We start from the raw sequence: 18,939 nt of genomic DNA on the forward strand, positions 1-18,939 counted from the left end.
GTAGCGTGTTTGGCCGATTATTCGTGTCCGCCAAACGCCACCCGCCTTGAAGCAGGAGCCTTGTACCTTGAGTTCGCAGAAAACCGTGACCGTTACACCGCCCAACTTTCCATTGAACGGCAAGGTAGCGCCCCCCGGCTCCAAATCCATTACCAACCGTGCCTTGCTGCTGGCGGCCCTGGCCAAGGGCACCAGTCGCTTGAGCGGCGCGCTGAAAAGCGATGACACTCGTCACATGTCGGTGGCCCTGCGGCAGATGGGCGTGGTGATCGATGAACCGGACGACACCACGTTCGTCGTCACCAGCCTGGGCAAGCTGCAATTGCCGGCGCAGCCGTTGTTTCTCGGCAACGCCGGCACCGCGATGCGCTTTCTCACCGCTGCCGTGGCCACTGTACAAGGCACCGTGGTGCTGGATGGCGACGCCTACATGCAAAAGCGTCCGATCGGCCCGCTGCTCGCGACCCTCGGCCAGAATGGCATCCAGGTCGACAGCCCTACCGGTTGCCCACCCGTGACCGTCCATGGCACTGGCCGCGTGCAAGCCAAGCGTTTCGAGATCGACGGCGGCCTGTCGAGCCAGTACGTGTCGGCGCTGCTGATGCTGGCGGCGTGCGGCGAAGCGCCGATTGAAGTAGCGCTGACCGGCAAGGACATCGGCGCCCGTGGCTATGTCGACCTGACCCTGGACTGCATGCGCGCCTTCGGTGCCCAGGTGGACATCGTCGATGAAAGCACCTGGCGCGTGGCCCCGACCGGCTACACCGCACACGACTACCTGATCGAGCCTGACGCTTCCGCCGCCACCTATCTGTGGGCTGCCGAAGTGCTGACCGGTGGCCGCATCGACCTCGGTGTCGCCCCACAGGATTTCACCCAGCCCGACGCCAAGGCCCAGGCAGTGATCGCGCAATTTCCGCAGATGCAGCCGGTGGTCATTGGCTCGCAGATGCAGGATGCCATTCCAACCCTCGCCGTACTGGCCGCGTTCAACACCACGCCGGTACGCTTCACCGAACTGGCCAACCTGCGGGTCAAGGAATGTGACCGGGTGCAGGCCCTGCATGACGGTCTGAATGAAATCCGCCCAGGCCTGGCGACCATTGAAGGTGATGATTTGCTGGTGGCCAGCGATCCGGCCCTGGCGGGCACCACGTGCAACGCGCTGATCGACACCCACGCCGACCACCGCATCGCGATGTGCTTTGCCTTGGCGGGCTTGAAGGTCTCGGGGATCAGGATCCAGGACCCGGACTGCGTCGGTAAGACCTATCCCGAGTACTGGAAAGAGCTGGAAAGCCTTGGGGTTCATCTGACCTGGTAAGCCAACGGCGCCGGTAACGGGAGGGAGACTGCATGACGATTCGCCAACCCTGCCCACCCGGCGTCTGCGACTGCAATCGTGAGCAACTGCTCGACCTTCTCGGCGCCGATGCACGCATCCTGCACCTGACGCGCCAGGAAGAAAAACGCCTGCTCGAACGCCTCGAAAACCTGCAAAGCCTGCCCGATCTTGAGCGCATGCAACAGCTGATGTACCAGCAACTGGGCATTCGCGTGCATATCGCGCCGGGTCATACGGAAGTGAAGACGATGCGCGGGATTCAGATCGTTATCGATGACTTGCCGGGGTTGTGTCGCAAGACCCGGCAGTCGATTCCGGCGGCGATTCGCAAGGGCATGGAGAAGCGGCCGGAGATTGCGTATCGGTTGCTGGATGCTCATGACTTGTTTCGCGAGGGCTGAGGGCCGCCTTCCATTTGCGGCGATTTTCTCGCTTGAGCCTGCGGGCCGTTTTGTATTCGAGGCGAGCCTGGGCCATCTCCTGAGTACGCGGGGGCCGAAAGCCGGCTTTGTAGCGCTCGCGTTCGTGACGAAGTAGAACGAGTTCTGCGCGCATTTGGCGGTGGCGGTGGGTATTGAGCAGGTAGAGGCTTAGCAGCGGGAACAACAGCCCCGTTGTGTAGATAAAAGGATGGGGCTGATAGCTGTAGGTGAACAGCACAATGAAAAAGCTCATCACACAACTGCCTGCCAGTATCCAGACGCCCCAGGCGCGACCTCGGAGGATAAGAAAGTTGCCCGCTGACAAGATAATGGAAGCGATGCCCACATCCAGTCCCGTGTAACTACGATAAGCAGGCACGCCTCGCATGTAGGTACTACCCATCGACGACCCCGCTACCGCAAGAGCAAAAAGCGCAAACATAAAAGCACTGATGAAAACAGGGAAATAGTGAGCCATAAAAGCTCTAGGGGAATTTCTCAGCTCCATTATTCAAACTCTTCATATAGGCCGATGGCCAGTGTCCGGATATTCCCGGAGACGCCGCTGCCTATGACACTCATGGTTGCACCCACTCCTGCCCCCGCAATCGCCGAGTCAGCATCGATCGCGGCAAACAAACGGCCGAGGTCGATACTGCCTTCGATCCGTTCGCGGGTGGTGCGATAGGCAGCTGGAAAACCTTCCTTCAAGACGCTGGAAGTCATTCCTTTACTCCTGGATTCCACGAGAGCGCAAAGAGTAAGACTGAGCCGCCTGAAAGGTTGTCAGAAAGGTCCTCCTTTCCAGACTGACATTTCCCGATCACCTCTCCATACCTTGTGGGCAATCATTCCAATTGGAAAAGTACGCCCGTGCTACTAATTCCCTCTTCCCCCCGCAAACGACCACTCATCCGCCGCCGTCGTCGTAATCACTACCATCACATCCTCAGGGCTCAGCCCAATCGCAGCCTCCAGCCGCTCCACCAACACCTGGTAAAACCGCCGTTTGGTCTCGGTATCACGAGGTTTACCGCCCGTGATCGCGATAAGTACATAGTCGTGGCTGCGCGGGCCGCCCAAATAGTTGGGGTCGATGATCATCTCGCCAATTTCGTGCTGGTGGATCACGTGGAAGCGATCCGCGTCAGGAATCTTGAAGCTCTCAACCAGGGCGTCATGCAATCCCTGTGAAAGCGCTTGCAGATATTCAGGGGATTTCCCGCGATGCAGGGAGATTCGGGCGTAAGGCATGGTGGTTACTCCGCAGGATGGATGGCTGCCAACAGGTTCAGTGCCGACGCCGCTGTCGGCCAGCCGGAGTAAAACGCCAGGTGAGTGATGACTTCACCCAGTTCCTCGACGCTCAAGCCATTGCCAACCGCCCGCTGCAAGTGAAACGGTAGTTGCTCCAGACGGTACATCGCCACCAGTGCCGCCACGGTGATCAGGCTGCGCTCCCTGGGCGACAGGCCCTCGCGCTCCCAGATATCGGCGAACAGCACGTCGCGGGTCAGCTCGGTAAATTTGTTGCTCATGGACGCTCGCTCCGACAATTCAGTTGACGGGCAAAAACTAGCAAGCCAGGATCATTCCGAATATCAGATTTAATAGAATCCACCATCCCGTTTTAATGGACCATTCAATGCGCCGCCCCACCTTCGACCTTGATGTACTGCGCACCTTCGTCACCGGCGTCGAGCTGAACAGTTTTGCCAAGGCGGCGGATCGCCTGGGCCGTTCGACCTCAGCCGTCAGCGCGCAATTAAAGAAACTCGAAGAACAGGTCGGCACGCCGGTGCTGAGCAAATCCGGGCGCGGGCTGGTGCTGACGCCGGTGGGTGAAGCGCTGCTCGGCCACGCCAGGCGGTTGCTGGACCTCAATGACACTGTCTTCAGCAGCCTTAACGAAACCCAAACCGCAGGCACTTTGCGCCTCGGTTTGCAGGAGGATTTCGGCGAGCATGTGCTCAGTGACATCCTGCGGCGCTTCGCCAGGCTTTATCCGATGATCAGCCTTGAAGTGCGGATAGGCCGCAATGCCGAGCTGTTGACCCTGATCGACAGCGCGAGCCTGGAACTGGCGCTGACCTGGGAAACCGGTCAGACATCGTCCTGCCGCACCCGCCTGGGGCAAACACCCATGCACTGGATCGGGCCCCGGGACAAACCCCAACTACCGCGCGCCGAGGACGCGCCGCTGCCGCTGGTGATGTTCGAGGCACCCTGCGTATTGCGCAGCGCCGCCACCGAAGCCCTGGACCGCGCCGGCATTGCCTGGCGCATTGCCTTGACCAGCCCCAGCGTGGGTGGGATCTGGGCGGCGGTCGATGCCGGGTTGGGTGTGACCTTGCGCACCCGTATCGGTTTGCCTGCGCACCTGCGTGTACTCGACGGTCTGCCGCCGGTGCCGTCCCTTGGCTATGAATTGCATTGCAGCCATCCAGCGCCAGGCGCTGCGGTCGCACAGCTGGCAGCGCTCATACAGAGCAGCCTGGTTTAGGCGGTTTCGAAGGGTTGCAGGGTGACGAACAGTTGTCGCCCCAACTTCGCCGCCGTCTCCAGATGCTGTTCGGCAGCGCCGCTTTCCGAGTCCAGCAGCAGCTCGGATGTCAGCACTTTCGCACCGCAGTAATCAAAGATCCCATGGTCGATTTGCGTGCGCATGGCGTCGGCATAGCTGTGGCGTTCAAACACCCCTTTGTCCGCCCCGCCAACGCCCAGTAAGTGCACCTGCAAGTGGCCGAGTTTTTTCACCACCTTCGTCTCAAGGCTGTAGTCGATCGCCCAACCGTTGACGAATACCCGGTCGATCCAGCCCTTGAGCAAGGCCGGCATCGACCACCAGAAGATCGGGAACACCAGCACCAAGGCGTCGGCGCGGTCGAGTCGGGCCTGTTCGGCCAGTACGTCGGCCGGCGGCGTGGCGCGGGTGCGGTGCACTTTATGGTCGGCGGCGTTGTAACGCGGGTCGAAACCTTCAGCGGCGAGGTCGGCGATTTCAAAGGTGTGGCCGGCGGCGGTTATGCCGGCAGCCGCCTGTTTGGCGAGGCTGTGGGTCAGGGAGTGTGAGTCGTGGTGAGCAACAACGATCAGCGCGTGCATGGCAGTGACTCCGTCGGGGTAGCGATGAGAAGGCAAATTGAGTAGGCTTGAGCTAAGTTACCGTTGGTAAGTTACTTTTGGTATATAAACATGTCAAGCGATCAATCCCCAGCCCCTCGCCGCCGCTTGTCCCGGGATGACCGGTTGCGCCAGCTGCTCGACGTGGCCTGGCAACTGGTGCGAGAAGAAGGCACCGATGCCCTGACCCTGGGGCATCTGGCTGAGTTGGCCGGCGTTACAAAGCCGGTGGTGTATGACCATTTTGGCGATCGCGCGGGGCTGTTGGCCGCGCTGTATGAAGATTTCGACGCCCGTCAGAACCAGGTATTTGCCGCCGCAATCGAGGCCAGCGAACCCACCCTGGACGACCGCGCGTGGGTCATCGCCTCGTGCTATGTCGACTGTGTGTTGCTGCAGGGACGTGAAATTCCGGGCGTGATTTCCGCCTTGGCTGGCAGCCCGGAACTGGAAAGCATCAAGCGTGAGTACGACGTGATATTCCTCGGCAAGTGCCGCGATGCCCTCGCCCCTTTTGCCGTGGACGGTGTGATAACCCAGGCCGGTTTGAGGGGGATGCTGGGCGCAGCGGAAGCCTTGTCCCATGCCGCAGCGAGCGGGGAAATCAGCGCGCTGGAGGCACAGGAGGAGCTGTTTGCGAGCATCAAGTCGATGGTGAGTCGAGGAGCGCGTTAGCCCAGCCTTGCGTGCACAAACATCCGGGCCTTGTGGGTCATTTGGTCGAAGTGACGATCACGTTGTTTTTCCGCATCGATCATCGCCCGCTTACCGTGTTTTTGCAGGAGATAAGTGTGGATCTGCCGCACCTCCAGCGAGCTGTAGATCGACGCCACATCCAGCAACCCCATCAAGCCGTCAGTGCTGTAGTCGCGGGTGTTCATCAACACCTGGGTACCGCGCACACCGCGCAGTTGAAAGCCCATGGACTCGAACGCCGGGACCTTCTCCACTGCGCAGGTCAGTTCGGCATGGGGGTAGCGGGCCAGCATGTCCTGCATCATCGCCCGCGCCACGCCTTTGCGCCGATGGCTGGCGTGCACCGCCATGTAAGCCACGCCGCACGCCTCGGGATCGTCCTTCACCGGCAGGTACAGCAGGAAGCCGATCACCTGCTCCTGCGCGTCCAGCGCGACGATCAATTCCACCGCAATGCCCTTGGACCCGCCCAGCGCTTCCAGGTACAGGTGCACCTCGTAGCCGATGGCGTACTGGTAGACGTTGTACAGCAGGTTGCTTGGCGGGATGGCGACCATGCTGATGTCCGTCAGGTAGTCGACCACCATCTGCAGGATCTGCGCATTGATCGGCTCGGGGCATGGGGTTTCGTAATGGGTAAGGCTGAACATTTGAATTCCTGGTGTTTCATTTTAAGGCCCGGCGGATTGTACCTGCTGAAGGGCCGCCGTGGACCCGCAAGCACCCATTGTGGCGAGGGAGCTTGCTCCCGCTGGGCTGCGTAGCAGCCCCATTAAGCGCGCCGCGTTCTTTTCGCGGGAAACAGGATGCAGGTTTTGGGGCTGCTTCGCAGCCCAGCGGGAGCAAGCTCCCTCGCCACAAGGGGGCTGCTCGGCTCATTGCGCACATACCTCCCGCAGGCAACCGCGCAGCCAGCGATGGGCCAGGTCGGCGTCCAGGCGCGGGTGCCAGAGCATCGATACGGTGAAGTCCGGGAACACGAACGGCAGCGCAAAGCGGTAGAGGTCGCTGTGCAGGTTGGCGGTATGCCGCTCCGGCACGCTGGCGATCAGGTCGGTGCTGCGGGCCAGGGCCAGGGCGGTCGAGAAGCCGGCGACGATGGTCACCACGTCCCGGGTCAGCCCGAGCGCTTCAAGGGCTTGATGGACCTGGCCCTGATCACGGCCGCGCCGGGACACGTAGATGTGCTGGCCTTCGGCGAAGCGCTGCGGCGTGACTTCGCCCTGGCTGAGCGGATGGCCCTTGCGCACCACGCCGATAAACCGGTCGCGGAACAGCGCCTGGGTCAGCACCTCGGGGCTGGCGCTGCTGTCGACCACGCCGGTTTCCAGGTCGACACTGCCATCGCGCAGCGGCGTACTGCCTTTGTCCGGCTTGTGCACGAAGCGCAACCGCACGCCAGGCGCTTCCCGGGCGATCCGCGTCAACAGCGCCGGGCCGAAGTTTTCAACAAATCCGTCGCTGGTGCGCAAGGTGAAGGTGCGTACCAGTTGGCTCACATCCAGCGTCGCAGCGGGTCGCAACACCGCTTCGGCGTCCTGCACCAACTGACTGACCTGTTCGCGCAACGCCAGAGCGCGCGGCGTGGGTACCAGGCCGCGGCCGGCACGGACCAATAACGGATCGCCGGTGGTTTCCCGAAGTCGCGCCAGCGCCCGGCTCATCGCCGACGGGCTCAGGCGCAAGCGTTGAGCGGCACGGGCGACGCTGCCTTCGGCGAGCAACACATCCAGGGTGACCAGCAGATTGAAATCAGGTGTCGACACGGCAAACCTCATAGGGCGTTTGGCGCACGTATAAAGTGCAAATGCTGCGCCTTCCGCCATGTTAGGTGACGGCGTAGATTTCTGACAGCGGTCAAACCCTGGAGCCTCTTGATGAAATCACCTGCACCCCGTGGCGCTCTCGTCGCCCTGTCACTGTCCATGTTGCTGGCGTCCTTGGGCACCAGCATCGCCAACGTCGGCCTGCCGAGCCTGGTGCAGGCGTTTGATGCATCGTTCCAGGCGGCGCAGTGGGTGGTGCTCGCCTACTTGCTGGCGATTACCGCGGTGATCGTCAGCGTCGGGCGACTGGGCGACCTGATGGGCCGCAGCCGCCTGCTCTTGGCCGGGTTGTTGCTTTTCACCGTTGCCTCGGCCCTGTGCGGCATGGCTCCGTCCCTCGGGCTGTTGATTGCGGCCCGCGCCCTGCAAGGCCTGGGCGCGGCGATCATGATGGCGATGACCATGGCGCTGGTGGGCGAGACCGTGGCCAAGGAACGCACCGGCCGCGCCATGGGGTTGCTGGGCACGATGTCGGCCATGGGTACCGCGCTGGGGCCAAGCCTTGGCGGGGTGTTGATCGCGGGGTTTGGCTGGCGCGCGCTGTTTTTCATCACCGTGCCGCTGGGTTTGCTGACATTTGCCCTCGCCCGGCGCTATCTGCGCGTCGACCGCCATGGGCTACAGCCCGCGCAATCCGGGTTCAGTTTCTTGTCGACTTTACGGGATTCAACGCTAAGCGCTGGCCTGGCCATGAGCGCGCTGGTATCGGCGGTGATGATGGCGACCTTGGTGGTCGGGCCCTTCTACCTGACCCACGGTGCAGGCCTCGACCCCGCCTGGATGGGCCTGACAATGGCAGTCGGGCCCTGCGTTTCGGCATTGACGGGCATCCCTGCGGGACGCTTGACCGACCGTTTCGGCTGCGGCCCGATGACCATCGCCGGGCTGCTGGCGATGCTGGCGGGCTGCCTGCTGCTCTCGCTGGCGCCGCTGAACCTTGGGGTTGCCGGGTACATCGCCCCGCTGATCATCCTCACCCTCGGCTACGCCCAGTTTCAGGCCGCCAACAACACCGCGGTGATGAGCGACGTACTGCCAGACCGCCGTGGCGTAGTCGCCGGCTTGCTCAACCTGTCGCGCAATGTGGGGCTGATCGCAGGCGCCTCGGCATTGGGTGCTGTCTTTGCGCACGTTTCAGGTGACCTCTCCACGGCCACTCCCGCCGACGTGGGAAGTGGGATGCAAGCCACGTTCGGCGTGGCATTGGCACTGATTGGTGTAGGTCTTTTCCTGGCCCTACGCGCCCGGTTCCGCGTAACACCTGTCTTGACAAGGTAAAATCGTAACGACTATTGTCTGACAACCTGATTACCAAGGTTTTCCCATGCTTGAGCTCCAGCGCCCTGATTCGCTCGTTATGCGCGTTGTCAGCGCCATTCGTGCAGAAATCGATTCCGGCCAACTGGCGCCCGAAGCGCGCCTGCCCACCGAACAGCAACTGGCTGAACAACTCAATGTCAGCCGTTCGGTGGTGCGCGAAGCGATTGCCCAGCTCAAGGCCGATGGCGTACTGACTGCGCGGCGTGGCCTGGGCTCATTTATCTCGCAAACCCCGGCCGGCACCGTGTTCCGCTTCCCGGAAAAAAACGGTCGCCGCCCGGACCTGGCGCAAATGTTCGAAGTGCGCCTGTGGATCGAAACCCAGGCCGCCTCGATTGCCGCCCAACGCCGCGACGCCGCCGACCTGCAGCGCATGAAGACCGCCCTGCAGGAAATGCACGACAAGCGCGCCGACTTCGACGCCGCCGCCCTGGCCGATGTGGAATTCCATCGCGCCATCGCCGAGGCCAGCAAGAACGACTATTTCGTGGCCTTCCATGACTTCCTCAGAAGCCAACTGGCCAGCGCCCGCAAGACCGCCTGGGAAAACTCCGCCACCCGCTTTGTCAGCGGCTCGGCCGATGCCACCCAGGAACACACTGCGCTCTACCAGGCCATCGTCGACGGTGATGCCCAAGGCGCTGCCGCCTGTGCCGAGGCTCACTTGCGCGCCGCAGCAAGGCGCCTGCATCTGGAACTGCCCGCTATCAATTGACCGATCCGAACCCGTTTAAAGCGTGCCGATGGCGCGCTGTTTTTTTAACAGAACCATTAGTCTGACAACCTGATAAGCAGACTGAAATGCGTAGGTACCCAAAACAATGATTTATGACTTTTGCATCATCGGCGGCGGCATCGTCGGTTTGGCCACCGCGATGGAGTTGCTCAAGCGCCAGCCCAACGCCTCGCTGGTGATCCTGGAGAAGGAAAGCCTGTTGGCCAAACACCAGACCGGCCATAACAGCGGCGTGATCCATGCCGGCATCTACTACGCGCCGGGCAGCCTCAAGGCCGACTTGTGCAAACGTGGCGCCGAAGCCACCAAGCAGTTTTGCACCGAGCACGGGATCAAGTTCGAGGTGTGCGGCAAGTTGCTGGTGGCTTCGACTGATCTGGAAGTACAACGGATGGAAGCGCTGTACGCCCGCTCGCAGCTCAACGGCATGAAAGTCGAACGCCTGGACGCCGACCAGTTGCGCCAGCGCGAACCGAACATCGTCGGGCTGGGCGGGCTGTTTCTCGACGCCACCGGCATTGTCGATTACCGCGAAGTCTGCGAAACCATGGCCCGGGTGATTCGTCGCGCCGGCGGGGAAATCTGCCTGGAACGCACCGTCACTGCGATCGTCGAGGACACCGACAAAGTCACCGTCAGCACCCGGGGCGAAAGCTGGCAGGCCAGGCATCTGGTGGTGTGTGCAGGTTTGCAATCGGACCGCCTGGCCGTGATGGCCGGCGTCAAGATCGACCACCAGATCATCCCGTTCCGTGGCGAATACTTCCGCTTGCCGGAATCGAAGAACACCATCGTCAACCACCTGATCTACCCGATTCCCGACCCGGAGCTGCCCTTCCTCGGCGTGCACCTGACCCGCATGATCGACGGCAGCGTCACCGTTGGCCCGAATGCCGTACTCGGTCTGGGTCGCGAGAACTACCGCAAATTCTCGGTGAACTGGCGCGACGTGGCGCAGTACGCGAGCTTCCCGGGTTTCTGGAAAACCATCTGGCAGAACCTCGGTTCGGGCAGCGTCGAGATGAAAAACTCGCTGTTCAAGTCCGGCTACCTGGAGCAGTGCCGCAAGTACTGCCCATCGCTCAACATCGAAGACCTGCTGCCTTATGAAGCCGGCATCCGCGCCCAGGCCGTGATGCGCGACGGCACCCTGGTGCACGACTTCCTGTTCGCCCAGACCCCCCGAATGCTCCACGTGTGCAATGCGCCCTCACCCGCTGCCACCTCTGCGATTCCCATCGGTTCGATGATCGCCGACCGCATGTTCAAGCCCCACTGACGCACCGCACCACGCCTCACTTTGACAATAAATATAATGACTCATAAGGAAGTACAGAATGACGGCTACAGCCCGCACCCCGGACGTTGAAACCCCCGAGCAAACCAGGAAACGCCTGCGCAAAGTCGCGGCCGCGACGATCTTCGGTTCGATGCTGGAGTGGTATGACTTTTACCTGTACGCCACCATGGCGGCGATTGTGTTCTCGAAGATTTTCTTCGATAACAGCGACCCGAAAGCCGCTACGCTGATGGCGTTTTCCACCTTTGCCATCGGCTTCATCGCGCGCCCGTTCGGCGGCATTCTGTTTGGCTACCTGGGCGACAAGTTCGGGCGTAAACAAGTGCTGGTGCTGACCTTCTGCATGATGGGCGTGTGCACCACACTGATCGGGCTGATCCCCAGCTACGCCTCCATCGGCATCTGGGCGCCGATCGTGCTGGTGTTTATCCGCATCATCCAGGGCCTGGGGGCCGGTGCCGAACTGTCCGGCGCGGCGGTTACCTCCTACGAGCACGCCTCAGAAGGCAAGCGCGGCAGCCAGGGTGCATGGCCGGCGCTCGGGCTGAACCTGGGCTTGCTGCTGTCTTCGCTGACCGTGTACCTGCTGACCATCAACGGCAATGAATTCCTGCTGGCCGGCGGCTGGCGGATTCCGTTCATTTGCAGCATCGCGCTGGTGGGTGTGGGCCTGTGGGTGCGCAACAGCATCCCGGAAACCCCGGAATTCAAGGAACTGAGCAAGGAAACCGCAAAGGCCAAGGCGTCGCCGCTCAAGGCGCTGTTCAAGAACGACCTCAAGGGCCTGGCCGTAGTGTTCTTCGTGGCGATTGGCTACAACGCGCTGAGCTACATCTTCAAGACCTTTTCCCTGGCTTACCTCACCCAGTTCAAGGGTGTCGATGTGCACGTCACGTCGCTGTCGGTGACCATTGCCAGCCTGATCGCCATCGTCGCCGTGCCATGCTTCGGCTGGTTGTGCGACAAGTGGAGCAGCAAGACCGTGCTGATGCTCGGCGGCCTGCTGTCGCTGCTGTTTGCCTACCCGTTCCTTGCGCTGCTCAATACCGGTGAAAGCCTGATGATCTATGTCGCCATTGGCGTGGGCACCGGCATCCTCGCGCCGATGATGTTTGCGCCGCAGGGTTCGTTCCTGAGCCGCCAGTTCCCGACCCAGACCCGCTCCTCGGGCTTTGGCACCGGGCGGGAAATCGGCACCGCGATCGCGGGTGGCCTGGCGCCATTAGGGGCGTTGTCGATGGTGGCGGCGTCGGCCACTCACTCCACTGATGGCGTTGTGATAATCCTCGCGATCTCGTCCCTGCTGGTGGTGGTGTTCGCCTTGTGCGATCAGGGCCGTAAACACTCGGCATTCAAGAACTGAGGCAAAAAGTTCGGACCAACGGGTGCATGGATGCCCCTTCATCGCGCATCATGGGCACTTTCAAGCTCAAGGGAAACGTCCATGCGCGTTCTGTCATTGATGATGGGTCTTACGACGCTGGCCGCCAGTCTGGTGTTTACCGCCCAGGCGCAGGCGGGTGAAGAAAGCCTGTTGGTCGACTCGATCAATCAATACCGCAGCCAGGTCCAGCGCTGCGGCAACCAGGGTTCCCAGGAATTGCCACCGCTGGCCAGCGACACGCGGCTGGTGTTGCCGGTCAACAGTGTCGGCGACTTGCAGCAGGCGCTGGCGCGGGCGGCGTACCCGATGGTCAACGTCCAGGCCATCAGCCTGTCCGGGCCCAGGAACGCCGAAGCCGCGATGAAAGCCGTGCGCGAAAGTTTTTGCCGGGTGGTGCTCGACCCGCAGTTCATTGATATCGGCGTGAGCAACAGCGGCCAGGACTGGCGCATCGTGCTGGCCCGCCCGCTGCTGACCAGCGGCCTGGGCGAGACCCAGACCGAAGGCAAGAAGGTGCTCGACCTGATCAACACCGCCCGCCAGCAACCACGCCAATGTGGCGCCCAGGCCTTTGCCGCCACCACACCCCTGAGCTGGAACGAAGCACTCGCCAACGCCGCCGCCGGCCACGCGCGCAACATGGCCAACGGCAACTTCTTCGATCACCTGGACCACGATGGCCGCACCCCGGGTGACCGGGCTGAACTGGCGGGCTACATCGGCCAGCAGATCGGCGAGAACATCGCCGCCGGCATGGACACCCCACGCAAGGTGGTCGACGGCTGGCTGGCCAGCCCCGGGCACTGTGCCAACCTGATGAACCCGCAGTTCCGCGAAATGGGCGCCGCCTACGCCATGGACCCGAAAAGTGATGCCGGCATCTACTGGACCGGGTTGTTTGGCGTGCAGCAGCAATAACGGTTTGTATCCCAACGTATCTTCCCGGCGAGGCGACACACTGCGAGGTGCAGGCCCCCGGCGATGACACATTGCGGATACGCCGGCGCGGTTTCCTGTGCACACCGGCCCACCCCGGGCCACTTGCGAGGAAACCGTCATGTCCCAGAACAGCACCGTGCTCTACACCGGCAGAACCCACACCACCGGCGGGCGTGAAGGCGCGTCCCACAGCGATGACCTGCACCTGGACATCAAGCTGTCGCCGCCCGGCTCCAAGGCTCCCGGCACCAACCCCGAGCAACTGTTTGGTGCCGGCTGGTCCGCCTGCTTTATCGGCGCAATGGGCAAAGCCGCACAAACCCTTCACATCCGCCTGCCCGCCGACACGGCAGTGAGTGCCGAAGTGGACCTGGTGAACAGCCCGGAAGATGGCTATTACCTGCAGGCGCGCCTGCGGGTCAGCCTGCCGGGTATCGAACACTCGGCGGCGCAGGCACTGGTGGACCGTGCCCACCAGACGTGCCCGTATTCCAAGGCCACCCGCGGCAATATCGCGGTAACGATTACGGTGGCCTGAAGGGAGCTCAGCAAAGCATTATCCGGCCGAGACACTAAAGTGCCATCTAGTGGATAATCCCGCTGAACTGGCTGAGTCCCGGGATGTCTGTAGCTTGGCATCCCTACCTCAGCGAACCGTGGCAAGAAGGCGTTCACCGAATGACAAACTGGCTGCAAGGCGGCGGCGAAATGGCCGAACGGGTCCGGCATCACAACTGGGCCAATACGCCATTGGGGCCTTTGGAACACTGGCCGGACGTACTGAAGACCACCGTCGCCCTGTGCCTTGCCTCCAGTTTCCCCCAGGCGATCGTCTGGGGGCCTGCGCTGATCACGCTTTACAACGACGGGTTTATCCCGATTCTCGGCGACAAGCCTGATGCCCTCGGGCAGCCATTCAACGAGATCTGGCAGGAAGCCTGGCCCGAGATCAGTCCGATCGCGGATGCCGCCTTCGCAGGTGAAGCCACCTTTATCGAAAACTTCCCGCTGACGATCGAACGCGGCGGCGCGCCGGAGCAGGCGTACTTCACCTTCTGCTACAGCCCGATCCGCGACGTACAGGGCAAGGTGGTCGGCATGCTCGACACCGTGACCGAAACCACCGCCACCGTGGTTTTGTCCCAGCGCCTGGCCGAGCTGAATACAAGCCTGGAGCAGCGCGTCACCGAAAGGACCACCCTGCTGACCCAGACCGAAGCCGCCTTGCGTCAATCGCAAAAGCTTGAAGCCATCGGCCAGTTGACCGGTGGCGTGGCCCACGACTTCAACAACCTGCTGACCATCATTCGCTCATCCGTCGACTTCCTGCGGATGCCGAGCCTGTCCGAAGAGCGTCGCCAGCGCTACATGAGCGCGGTCACCGACACCGTGGACCGGGCCGGCAAATTGACCAGCCAGTTGCTCGCATTTGCCCGGCGCCAGCCGCTGAACCCGGAAGTGTTCGATGCAGGCCTGCGGGTGAAAAACATCGGCGAGATGCTCGAGACGGTGACTGGCGCGCGGATTCATGTGCACGTCGAACTGCCCGGGCAGCCATGCTACATCCGCGCCGACTCCAGCCAGTTTGAAACCGCCCTGATCAACATCGCCCTCAACGCCCGGGACGCGATGAACGGCCAGGGTAGCCTGACCCTGCGACTGGACGCCGATCAAGCACTGCCGAGCATCCGTGGTGACGCCGGTTCACGCCAGGCGTTCATCGCCATTTCACTCACCGACACCGGCAGCGGGATTCCCGGGGAGACGTTCGAGCGCATCTTCGAACCCTTCTTCACCACCAAGGAAGTCGGCAAGGGCACCGGCCTGGGACTGTCCCAGGTGTTCGGCTTCGCCAAGCAATCGGGCGGCAACGTCGATGTGGCCAGCCAGGTCGGCCAGGGCACGGTGTTTACCCTGTACTTGCCGCAAGTGGTACCTGAAGAGAGCTTCCAACGAGACACCCCGGACACCTGCGGGTTGATCACCGAATGCGCCCAGCGCCATATCCTGGTGGTGGAAGACAACCTGGAAGTGGGCCGCTTTGCCAATCAGATCCTCCAGGACCTCGGCTACCAGACCACCTGGGCAACCAATGCCGAACAGGCGCTGGAACTGGCCGGCGCAGACGCGTTGGGGTTCGATGCAGTGTTTTCCGATGTGGTGATGCCCGGCATCACCGGGGTGGCCCTGGCCAGGGAACTGCGACGCCGCCGGCCCGGCCTGCCGGTGGTACTGACCTCGGGCTACAGCGAGGAGCTGGCGGAAAGCGGCTATGAAGGCCTGGTGTTCCTGCCCAAGCCCTACTCGGCCGACCAGGTCTCACAGGTGCTGGCCAAGGCGCTGCTCAAGGGCTGAGGCCTATTCCGCGACGGCCACCTGGTTACGCCCGAGGGCCTTGGCGCGGTACAGCGCCTTGTCTGCGGTGTTCATCAGGCCGTGCAGGTCCTGGTCCACCGCGCGGGCCCAGGCCACGCCGAGGCTGGCGGTCAACCCCTGGACCGGCTCGCTGGTCAGCCCGGCGATGGCCTTGATCAACTGCTCGGCGATGTCCCGCCCGGTCTCCAGCGACGTATCCGGCAGCAGCACCGCAAACTCCTCGCCCCCCAGCCGCCCATACACATCGGCCTGGCGAAACGACGCGCTGATCACCCCGCCGATCTGACGCAGCACCTGGTCCCCGGCCTGGTGCCCGTAGGTGTCATTGATGTCCTTGAAGTGGTCCATGTCCATCATCAGCGCGCACAACGGCTGCTGGTTATGCCGGCACTGTTCGTAGAGCAACTGCGCATGCTCGAAAAACGCCCGGCGGTTCATCAGGCCGGTGAGTTCGTCGGTTTGTGCGGCGCGAGCGGAGATGTTGTGGGCACGTTCCATTTGCCGGGTCAGGCGAAAGGCTTTTTCCAGGGCATCCGACAGCTTGCGCGTGGCGCCACCGACAAACGAAGAGAACACCAGCACCGCCAGGGCCATGCCGACTTGCATCGACGACGGTTGAAACAGCAGCCACAGGGTGCACGGCAGCAGCACCAGGCCCATGGAGACCAGGGTCATGTAGCGATAGGCCGAATAACACGAGACTGCGCTGACCGACATGCCCACGGTGAACAACATCACCAGGGCCTGGGACAGGCGGTCGTCGGTGGGCATCAGGGCGAATGCGCCGATGCCCCAGACCCCGGCCGACAACATCAGCGTTACCCAGTAGCGCCGCTCCCAGCGCGCGGGGGTGCGTTCACTGTTGGGGCAGCGAAACCAGTCCATGAACATCCACACCCGCAGCAACGACGTCCCCGCCAATACCACCAGCCAGACCAGCATTACCCGGTGATCAAAACGTTCCCAGCACAGCCAGCACAGCATGGCGGCCGCCATATAACTGCCGAACACTGCAGAGAATGACTGGCGAAACAGCTGGTGCAATCGATCTGTTCGTACCTGCTCCTCGATGAAGCAATCCTGGTCCTGCCCACGCCCAAGGCCATTCATTTGGTCCGCCTGATCTTACTGCCGCGACAAAGTGCCATTGTGGCATCCTGCCAGTAGCCCTAACAACTGAATCAAGCGTGCTAGAGCGCCGAAAGCAGGATAAATATAGGTGAACACCTTCTCGCTCGCTCCAAGGATCAGAGTCCACCCATGAATACCCACCCGATAACCACCGAACGCCTGATTCTCAGGCCCGCAGCGGCCGACGATGTGGCCAGTGTATTTGCCATTTATGGCGATCCCGAGACCAACCGCTACAACCCGGCAGGCCCCTTTACCGATCTGGGCCAAGCCGAGGCCGCCCTGGCTCGCTGGCTGCTGCACTGGGCAGAACATGGTTTTGGCCAATGGGCGATTACTACACAAGAGGCGCCGGGCTGCGTGATCGGCTTTGGTGGCATCACCTTGTACCCCTACAACGACGTTGAGCGGATCAACCTGGGCTACCGCTTTGCGGTCACCGCCTGGGGCCAGGGCTTTGCAACCGAGATTGCCAGGGCGGCGTTGCAGTTTGCGTTTGTCGAGCTGGACCAGCCGCAGGTGTACGGCGTGGTGCGTCCGGCGCATATAGCGTCGATCAAGGTGCTGGAGAAAATCGGCATGCAGTACATCGATGAGCTGGACGATGTACCCGGTCAGGCGCCGAGCCTGGTGTATGTGGCCCGGCGGGCCCTCTGACCTTTGTATCGCAGTGTGTCCAAACACCGCTGCGATACAAAACCTTTAACCCACGGGTTTTCTCGAAACAGACGGGATACACAACTACGTTCAACTGTGAGCCAGGCACACCACCCGCCGCCGGAGACTCACCATGCACACACAGTTGAACACCCCACCCCGCCGCCTGATGGGCGCGTCGCTGCTGGCCTTTGCGCTGTTGCAGTTCGGTGCCCTCGGCGTCGCCAGTGCACAGGACGCGCAAGCACCTGCGGCTGCCAGCGCAACTGCCCACAGCGCGCTCGGCCCGTTGAAGCATGTGAAAGCCGGCTTGCTGGATGTGGCCTACGCCGAAGTCGGCCCGGCCGATGGCCCGGTGGTGATCCTGCTGCATGGCTGGCCCTACGACATTGACAGCTACTCCGAGGTAGCGCCGCTGCTGGCCGCCCAGGGCTACCGGGTGCTGGTGCCTTACGCCCGCGGCTATGGCGATACCCATTTCCTGTCGGCAAAGACCCTGCGCAACGGCCAGCCGGCCGCCCTCGCCGTCGACCTGATCGACTTCATGGACGCGCTGAAGATCAAGCAGGCCGTGCTCGGCGGCTATGACTGGGGTGCGCGCACCGCCGACATCGTCTCGGCGTTGTGGCCTGAGCGGGTCAAGGCGCTGGTATCGGTCAGCGGCTACCTGATCGGCAACCAGGCCGCGGGCAAGAACCCATTGCCGCCCAAGGCCGAGTTGCAATGGTGGTACCAGTTCTACTTCGCCACCGATCGCGGCGCCGCCGGCTATGCGAAAAACACCCACGACTTTGCCAAGTTGATCTGGCAAATCGCCTCGCCAAAATGGGCATTCGACGACGCCACCTTCGACCGCAGCGCCAAAGGCCTGGACAACCCCGACCACGTCGCCGTATCGATCTTCAACTACCGCTGGCGCCTGGGGCTGGTGCAGGGCGAGAAAAAATACGCTGCGCTGGAACAGAAACTGGCCACTGCACCCTCCATCAACGTACCCACCATCACCATGGAAGGCGACGCCAACGGCGCGCCGCACCCGGCAGCAGAGGACTATGCCAAACGCTTTACCGGCAAGTACGAATACCGCCTGATCAGCGGCGGCATCGGCCACAACCTGCCGCAGGAAGCACCGCAAGCCTTTGCCAAGGCTGTGATCGATGCGGACCACCTGTGATGAAGCGCCTGCATCTTGCTGCACTCGTCGCTGCAACAGCTGCCGTGGTGGCCACCGCTACCGGGTTCGCCTTTGGCGGCCCGGCTACCAGCGAGCCTTCGCCGATCTACGGCGTGACCATTCCCGACGGCTACCGCCAATGGGAGCTGATCGCGCCGGCACAGGAAGCCGACCCGCTGAATGAACTGCGGGTGGTGCTGGGCAATAAAGTGGCGCTCAAGGCGTACCGCGACGGCACGCTGCCCTTCCCCGACGGCACCGTGCTGGCGAAACTGGCCTGGAAGCACGTGCAATCGCCGGAGTTCAAGACCGCGTCGATTCCTGGTGCGGCGACCACCGTGCAGTTCATGGTCAAGGACTCGAAGAAATACGCAGCGACCGGAGGCTGGGGCTTTGGACGGTTCATCAATGGCAAGCCGGTGGACCAGGCTCAGCATGAGACGTGCTTTGCCTGCCATCAGGCGCTGGTGAAGAACCATGATTATGTGTTCACCCGGCTGGCGCCTTAGC

21 protein-coding genes are annotated in these 18,939 nt (G+C 62.3%); 14 read left to right on the top strand and 7 right to left on the bottom strand.

The features are described from left to right. Positions 1 to 67 precede the first annotated feature (67 nt). Both aroA and V6607_RS17530 read left to right on the top strand, forming a co-directional pair. A complete protein-coding gene (gene aroA / locus V6607_RS17525; protein ID WP_134326717.1) occupies positions 68 to 1,324 on the top strand; it encodes a 3-phosphoshikimate 1-carboxyvinyltransferase in 1,257 nt (418 codons plus the stop codon). A 32-nt stretch (positions 1,325 to 1,356) separates the two neighbouring features. Then, positions 1,357 to 1,746, top strand: a complete 390-nt coding sequence (locus V6607_RS17530; RefSeq protein ID WP_003215239.1) for a hypothetical protein — start codon at positions 1,357 to 1,359, stop codon at positions 1,744 to 1,746. A gap of 528 nt (positions 1,747 to 2,274) precedes the next feature. On the opposite strand, the gene V6607_RS17535 is transcribed toward V6607_RS17530, so the two are convergent. The 3 genes from V6607_RS17535 to V6607_RS17545 all read right to left on the bottom strand — a co-directional run bounded on the left by V6607_RS17535 (position 2,275) and on the right by V6607_RS17545 (position 3,305). Then, entirely contained in the window at positions 2,275 to 2,493 is a 219-nt protein-coding gene (locus V6607_RS17535) for a hypothetical protein (RefSeq protein WP_134326718.1), read from the bottom strand. A gap of 153 nt (positions 2,494 to 2,646) precedes the next feature. Next, positions 2,647 to 3,021, bottom strand: coding sequence for a tautomerase family protein (locus V6607_RS17540; protein WP_008436392.1), 375 nt, complete (start codon positions 3,019 to 3,021; stop codon positions 2,647 to 2,649). Positions 3,022 to 3,026: 5 nt separating this feature from the next. After that, positions 3,027 to 3,305: a carboxymuconolactone decarboxylase family protein gene (locus V6607_RS17545; RefSeq protein WP_008436391.1), complete on the bottom strand. Its 279-nt coding sequence runs from the start codon at positions 3,303 to 3,305 to the stop codon at positions 3,027 to 3,029. Positions 3,306 to 3,412: 107 nt separating this feature from the next. Between V6607_RS17545 and V6607_RS17550 the strand changes: the two genes are divergently transcribed. Continuing rightward, on the top strand, positions 3,413 to 4,270 hold the full coding sequence (locus tag V6607_RS17550; RefSeq protein WP_134326719.1) for a LysR substrate-binding domain-containing protein: 858 nt from the start codon (positions 3,413 to 3,415) through the stop codon (positions 4,268 to 4,270). Here V6607_RS17550 and V6607_RS17555 read toward each other — a convergent pair. After that, positions 4,267 to 4,872, bottom strand: a complete 606-nt coding sequence (locus V6607_RS17555) for an NAD(P)H-dependent oxidoreductase (RefSeq protein WP_134326720.1) — start codon at positions 4,870 to 4,872, stop codon at positions 4,267 to 4,269. The genes V6607_RS17550 and V6607_RS17555 overlap by 4 nt on opposite strands. Positions 4,873 to 4,962: 90 nt before the next feature. On the opposite strand from V6607_RS17555, the gene V6607_RS17560 reads away from it, so the two are divergent. Then, complete coding sequence (locus tag V6607_RS17560; protein WP_102605868.1) at positions 4,963 to 5,565, top strand: TetR/AcrR family transcriptional regulator; 603 nt, start codon at positions 4,963 to 4,965, stop codon at positions 5,563 to 5,565. On the opposite strand, the gene V6607_RS17565 is transcribed toward V6607_RS17560, so the two are convergent. Together V6607_RS17565 and V6607_RS17570 are read right to left on the bottom strand one after the other, a co-directional pair. Then, the gene (locus V6607_RS17565; RefSeq protein WP_134326721.1) at positions 5,562 to 6,236 is read right to left on the bottom strand and encodes a GNAT family N-acetyltransferase; all 675 of its coding nucleotides are present in this window, start codon (positions 6,234 to 6,236) and stop codon (positions 5,562 to 5,564) included. The two genes, V6607_RS17560 and V6607_RS17565, sit on opposite strands and share 4 nt — an antisense overlap. Before the next feature lie 225 nt (positions 6,237 to 6,461). After that, positions 6,462 to 7,352: a LysR family transcriptional regulator gene (locus V6607_RS17570; protein WP_134326723.1), complete on the bottom strand. Its 891-nt coding sequence runs from the start codon at positions 7,350 to 7,352 to the stop codon at positions 6,462 to 6,464. Positions 7,353 to 7,463: 111 nt separating this feature from the next. Here V6607_RS17570 and V6607_RS17575 point away from each other — a divergent pair, with 111 nt between their 5' ends. The 7 genes from V6607_RS17575 (at position 7,464) to V6607_RS17605 (ending at position 15,446) form a co-directional block, all read left to right on the top strand. Next, complete coding sequence (locus tag V6607_RS17575) at positions 7,464 to 8,690, top strand: MFS transporter (RefSeq protein ID WP_134326724.1); 1,227 nt, start codon at positions 7,464 to 7,466, stop codon at positions 8,688 to 8,690. Between the two features lie 46 nt (positions 8,691 to 8,736). Then, positions 8,737 to 9,447 (top strand): FadR/GntR family transcriptional regulator, encoded by a 711-nt coding sequence (locus V6607_RS17580; protein WP_008436372.1) that lies wholly within the window; start codon positions 8,737 to 8,739, stop codon positions 9,445 to 9,447. Between the two features lie 106 nt (positions 9,448 to 9,553). Then, on the top strand, positions 9,554 to 10,747 hold the full coding sequence (lhgO, locus tag V6607_RS17585; RefSeq protein ID WP_003215216.1) for an L-2-hydroxyglutarate oxidase: 1,194 nt from the start codon (positions 9,554 to 9,556) through the stop codon (positions 10,745 to 10,747). Between the two features lie 58 nt (positions 10,748 to 10,805). Further along, on the top strand, positions 10,806 to 12,131 hold the full coding sequence (locus V6607_RS17590) for an MFS transporter (protein WP_008436370.1): 1,326 nt from the start codon (positions 10,806 to 10,808) through the stop codon (positions 12,129 to 12,131). A gap of 81 nt (positions 12,132 to 12,212) precedes the next feature. Then, positions 12,213 to 13,070, top strand: coding sequence for a CAP domain-containing protein (locus V6607_RS17595; protein ID WP_003215212.1), 858 nt, complete (start codon positions 12,213 to 12,215; stop codon positions 13,068 to 13,070). Positions 13,071 to 13,209: 139 nt separating this feature from the next. Further along, complete coding sequence (locus tag V6607_RS17600) at positions 13,210 to 13,629, top strand: organic hydroperoxide resistance protein (protein ID WP_087695064.1); 420 nt, start codon at positions 13,210 to 13,212, stop codon at positions 13,627 to 13,629. Positions 13,630 to 13,769: 140 nt separating this feature from the next. Further along, entirely contained in the window at positions 13,770 to 15,446 is a 1,677-nt protein-coding gene (locus V6607_RS17605) for an ATP-binding protein (protein ID WP_134326726.1), read from the top strand. 3 nt (positions 15,447 to 15,449) lie between these two features. On the opposite strand, the gene V6607_RS17610 is transcribed toward V6607_RS17605, so the two are convergent. After that, complete coding sequence (locus V6607_RS17610) at positions 15,450 to 16,577, bottom strand: sensor domain-containing diguanylate cyclase (RefSeq protein ID WP_032899500.1); 1,128 nt, start codon at positions 16,575 to 16,577, stop codon at positions 15,450 to 15,452. 150 nt (positions 16,578 to 16,727) lie between these two features. On the opposite strand from V6607_RS17610, the gene V6607_RS17615 reads away from it, so the two are divergent. The 3 genes from V6607_RS17615 to V6607_RS17625 all read left to right on the top strand — a co-directional run bounded on the left by V6607_RS17615 (position 16,728) and on the right by V6607_RS17625 (position 18,938). Continuing rightward, complete coding sequence (locus V6607_RS17615) at positions 16,728 to 17,255, top strand: GNAT family N-acetyltransferase (RefSeq protein ID WP_134326727.1); 528 nt, start codon at positions 16,728 to 16,730, stop codon at positions 17,253 to 17,255. Between the two features lie 133 nt (positions 17,256 to 17,388). Next, entirely contained in the window at positions 17,389 to 18,429 is a 1,041-nt protein-coding gene (locus tag V6607_RS17620; RefSeq protein WP_003215199.1) for an alpha/beta hydrolase, read from the top strand. Further along, a complete protein-coding gene (locus V6607_RS17625; protein ID WP_003215197.1) occupies positions 18,429 to 18,938 on the top strand; it encodes a cytochrome P460 family protein in 510 nt (169 codons plus the stop codon). Before V6607_RS17620 ends, V6607_RS17625 begins: the two co-directional genes overlap by 1 nt. Position 18,939: the final 1 nt, after the last annotated feature.

Source organism: Pseudomonas sp. KK18 (genome assembly GCF_037094675.1).
Taxonomy (GTDB): Bacteria; Pseudomonadota; Gammaproteobacteria; order Pseudomonadales; family Pseudomonadaceae; genus Aquipseudomonas.

Bases quoted from the DNA above. Each gene is read 5' to 3' on its own strand.
- V6607_RS17530 (WP_003215239.1), top strand. From the start codon at position 1,357: ATGACGATTCGCCAACCCTGCCCACCCGGCGTCTGCGACTGCAATCGT.
- V6607_RS17535 (WP_134326718.1), bottom strand. From the start codon at position 2,493: ATGACTTCCAGCGTCTTGAAGGAAGGTTTTCCAGCTGCCTATCGCACC.
- V6607_RS17540 (WP_008436392.1), bottom strand. From the start codon at position 3,021: ATGCCTTACGCCCGAATCTCCCTGCATCGCGGGAAATCCCCTGAATAT.
- V6607_RS17545 (WP_008436391.1), bottom strand. From the start codon at position 3,305: ATGAGCAACAAATTTACCGAGCTGACCCGCGACGTGCTGTTCGCCGAT.
- V6607_RS17550 (WP_134326719.1), top strand. From the start codon at position 3,413: ATGCGCCGCCCCACCTTCGACCTTGATGTACTGCGCACCTTCGTCACC.
- V6607_RS17555 (WP_134326720.1), bottom strand. From the start codon at position 4,872: ATGCACGCGCTGATCGTTGTTGCTCACCACGACTCACACTCCCTGACC.
- V6607_RS17560 (WP_102605868.1), top strand. From the start codon at position 4,963: ATGTCAAGCGATCAATCCCCAGCCCCTCGCCGCCGCTTGTCCCGGGAT.
- V6607_RS17565 (WP_134326721.1), bottom strand. From the start codon at position 6,236: ATGTTCAGCCTTACCCATTACGAAACCCCATGCCCCGAGCCGATCAAT.
- V6607_RS17575 (WP_134326724.1), top strand. From the start codon at position 7,464: ATGAAATCACCTGCACCCCGTGGCGCTCTCGTCGCCCTGTCACTGTCC.
- V6607_RS17580 (WP_008436372.1), top strand. From the start codon at position 8,737: ATGCTTGAGCTCCAGCGCCCTGATTCGCTCGTTATGCGCGTTGTCAGC.
- lhgO (WP_003215216.1), top strand. From the start codon at position 9,554: ATGATTTATGACTTTTGCATCATCGGCGGCGGCATCGTCGGTTTGGCC.
- V6607_RS17590 (WP_008436370.1), top strand. From the start codon at position 10,806: ATGACGGCTACAGCCCGCACCCCGGACGTTGAAACCCCCGAGCAAACC.
- V6607_RS17595 (WP_003215212.1), top strand. From the start codon at position 12,213: ATGCGCGTTCTGTCATTGATGATGGGTCTTACGACGCTGGCCGCCAGT.
- V6607_RS17600 (WP_087695064.1), top strand. From the start codon at position 13,210: ATGTCCCAGAACAGCACCGTGCTCTACACCGGCAGAACCCACACCACC.
- V6607_RS17605 (WP_134326726.1), top strand. From the start codon at position 13,770: ATGACAAACTGGCTGCAAGGCGGCGGCGAAATGGCCGAACGGGTCCGG.
- V6607_RS17610 (WP_032899500.1), bottom strand. From the start codon at position 16,577: ATGAATGGCCTTGGGCGTGGGCAGGACCAGGATTGCTTCATCGAGGAG.
- V6607_RS17615 (WP_134326727.1), top strand. From the start codon at position 16,728: ATGAATACCCACCCGATAACCACCGAACGCCTGATTCTCAGGCCCGCA.
- V6607_RS17620 (WP_003215199.1), top strand. From the start codon at position 17,389: ATGCACACACAGTTGAACACCCCACCCCGCCGCCTGATGGGCGCGTCG.
- V6607_RS17625 (WP_003215197.1), top strand. From the start codon at position 18,429: ATGAAGCGCCTGCATCTTGCTGCACTCGTCGCTGCAACAGCTGCCGTG.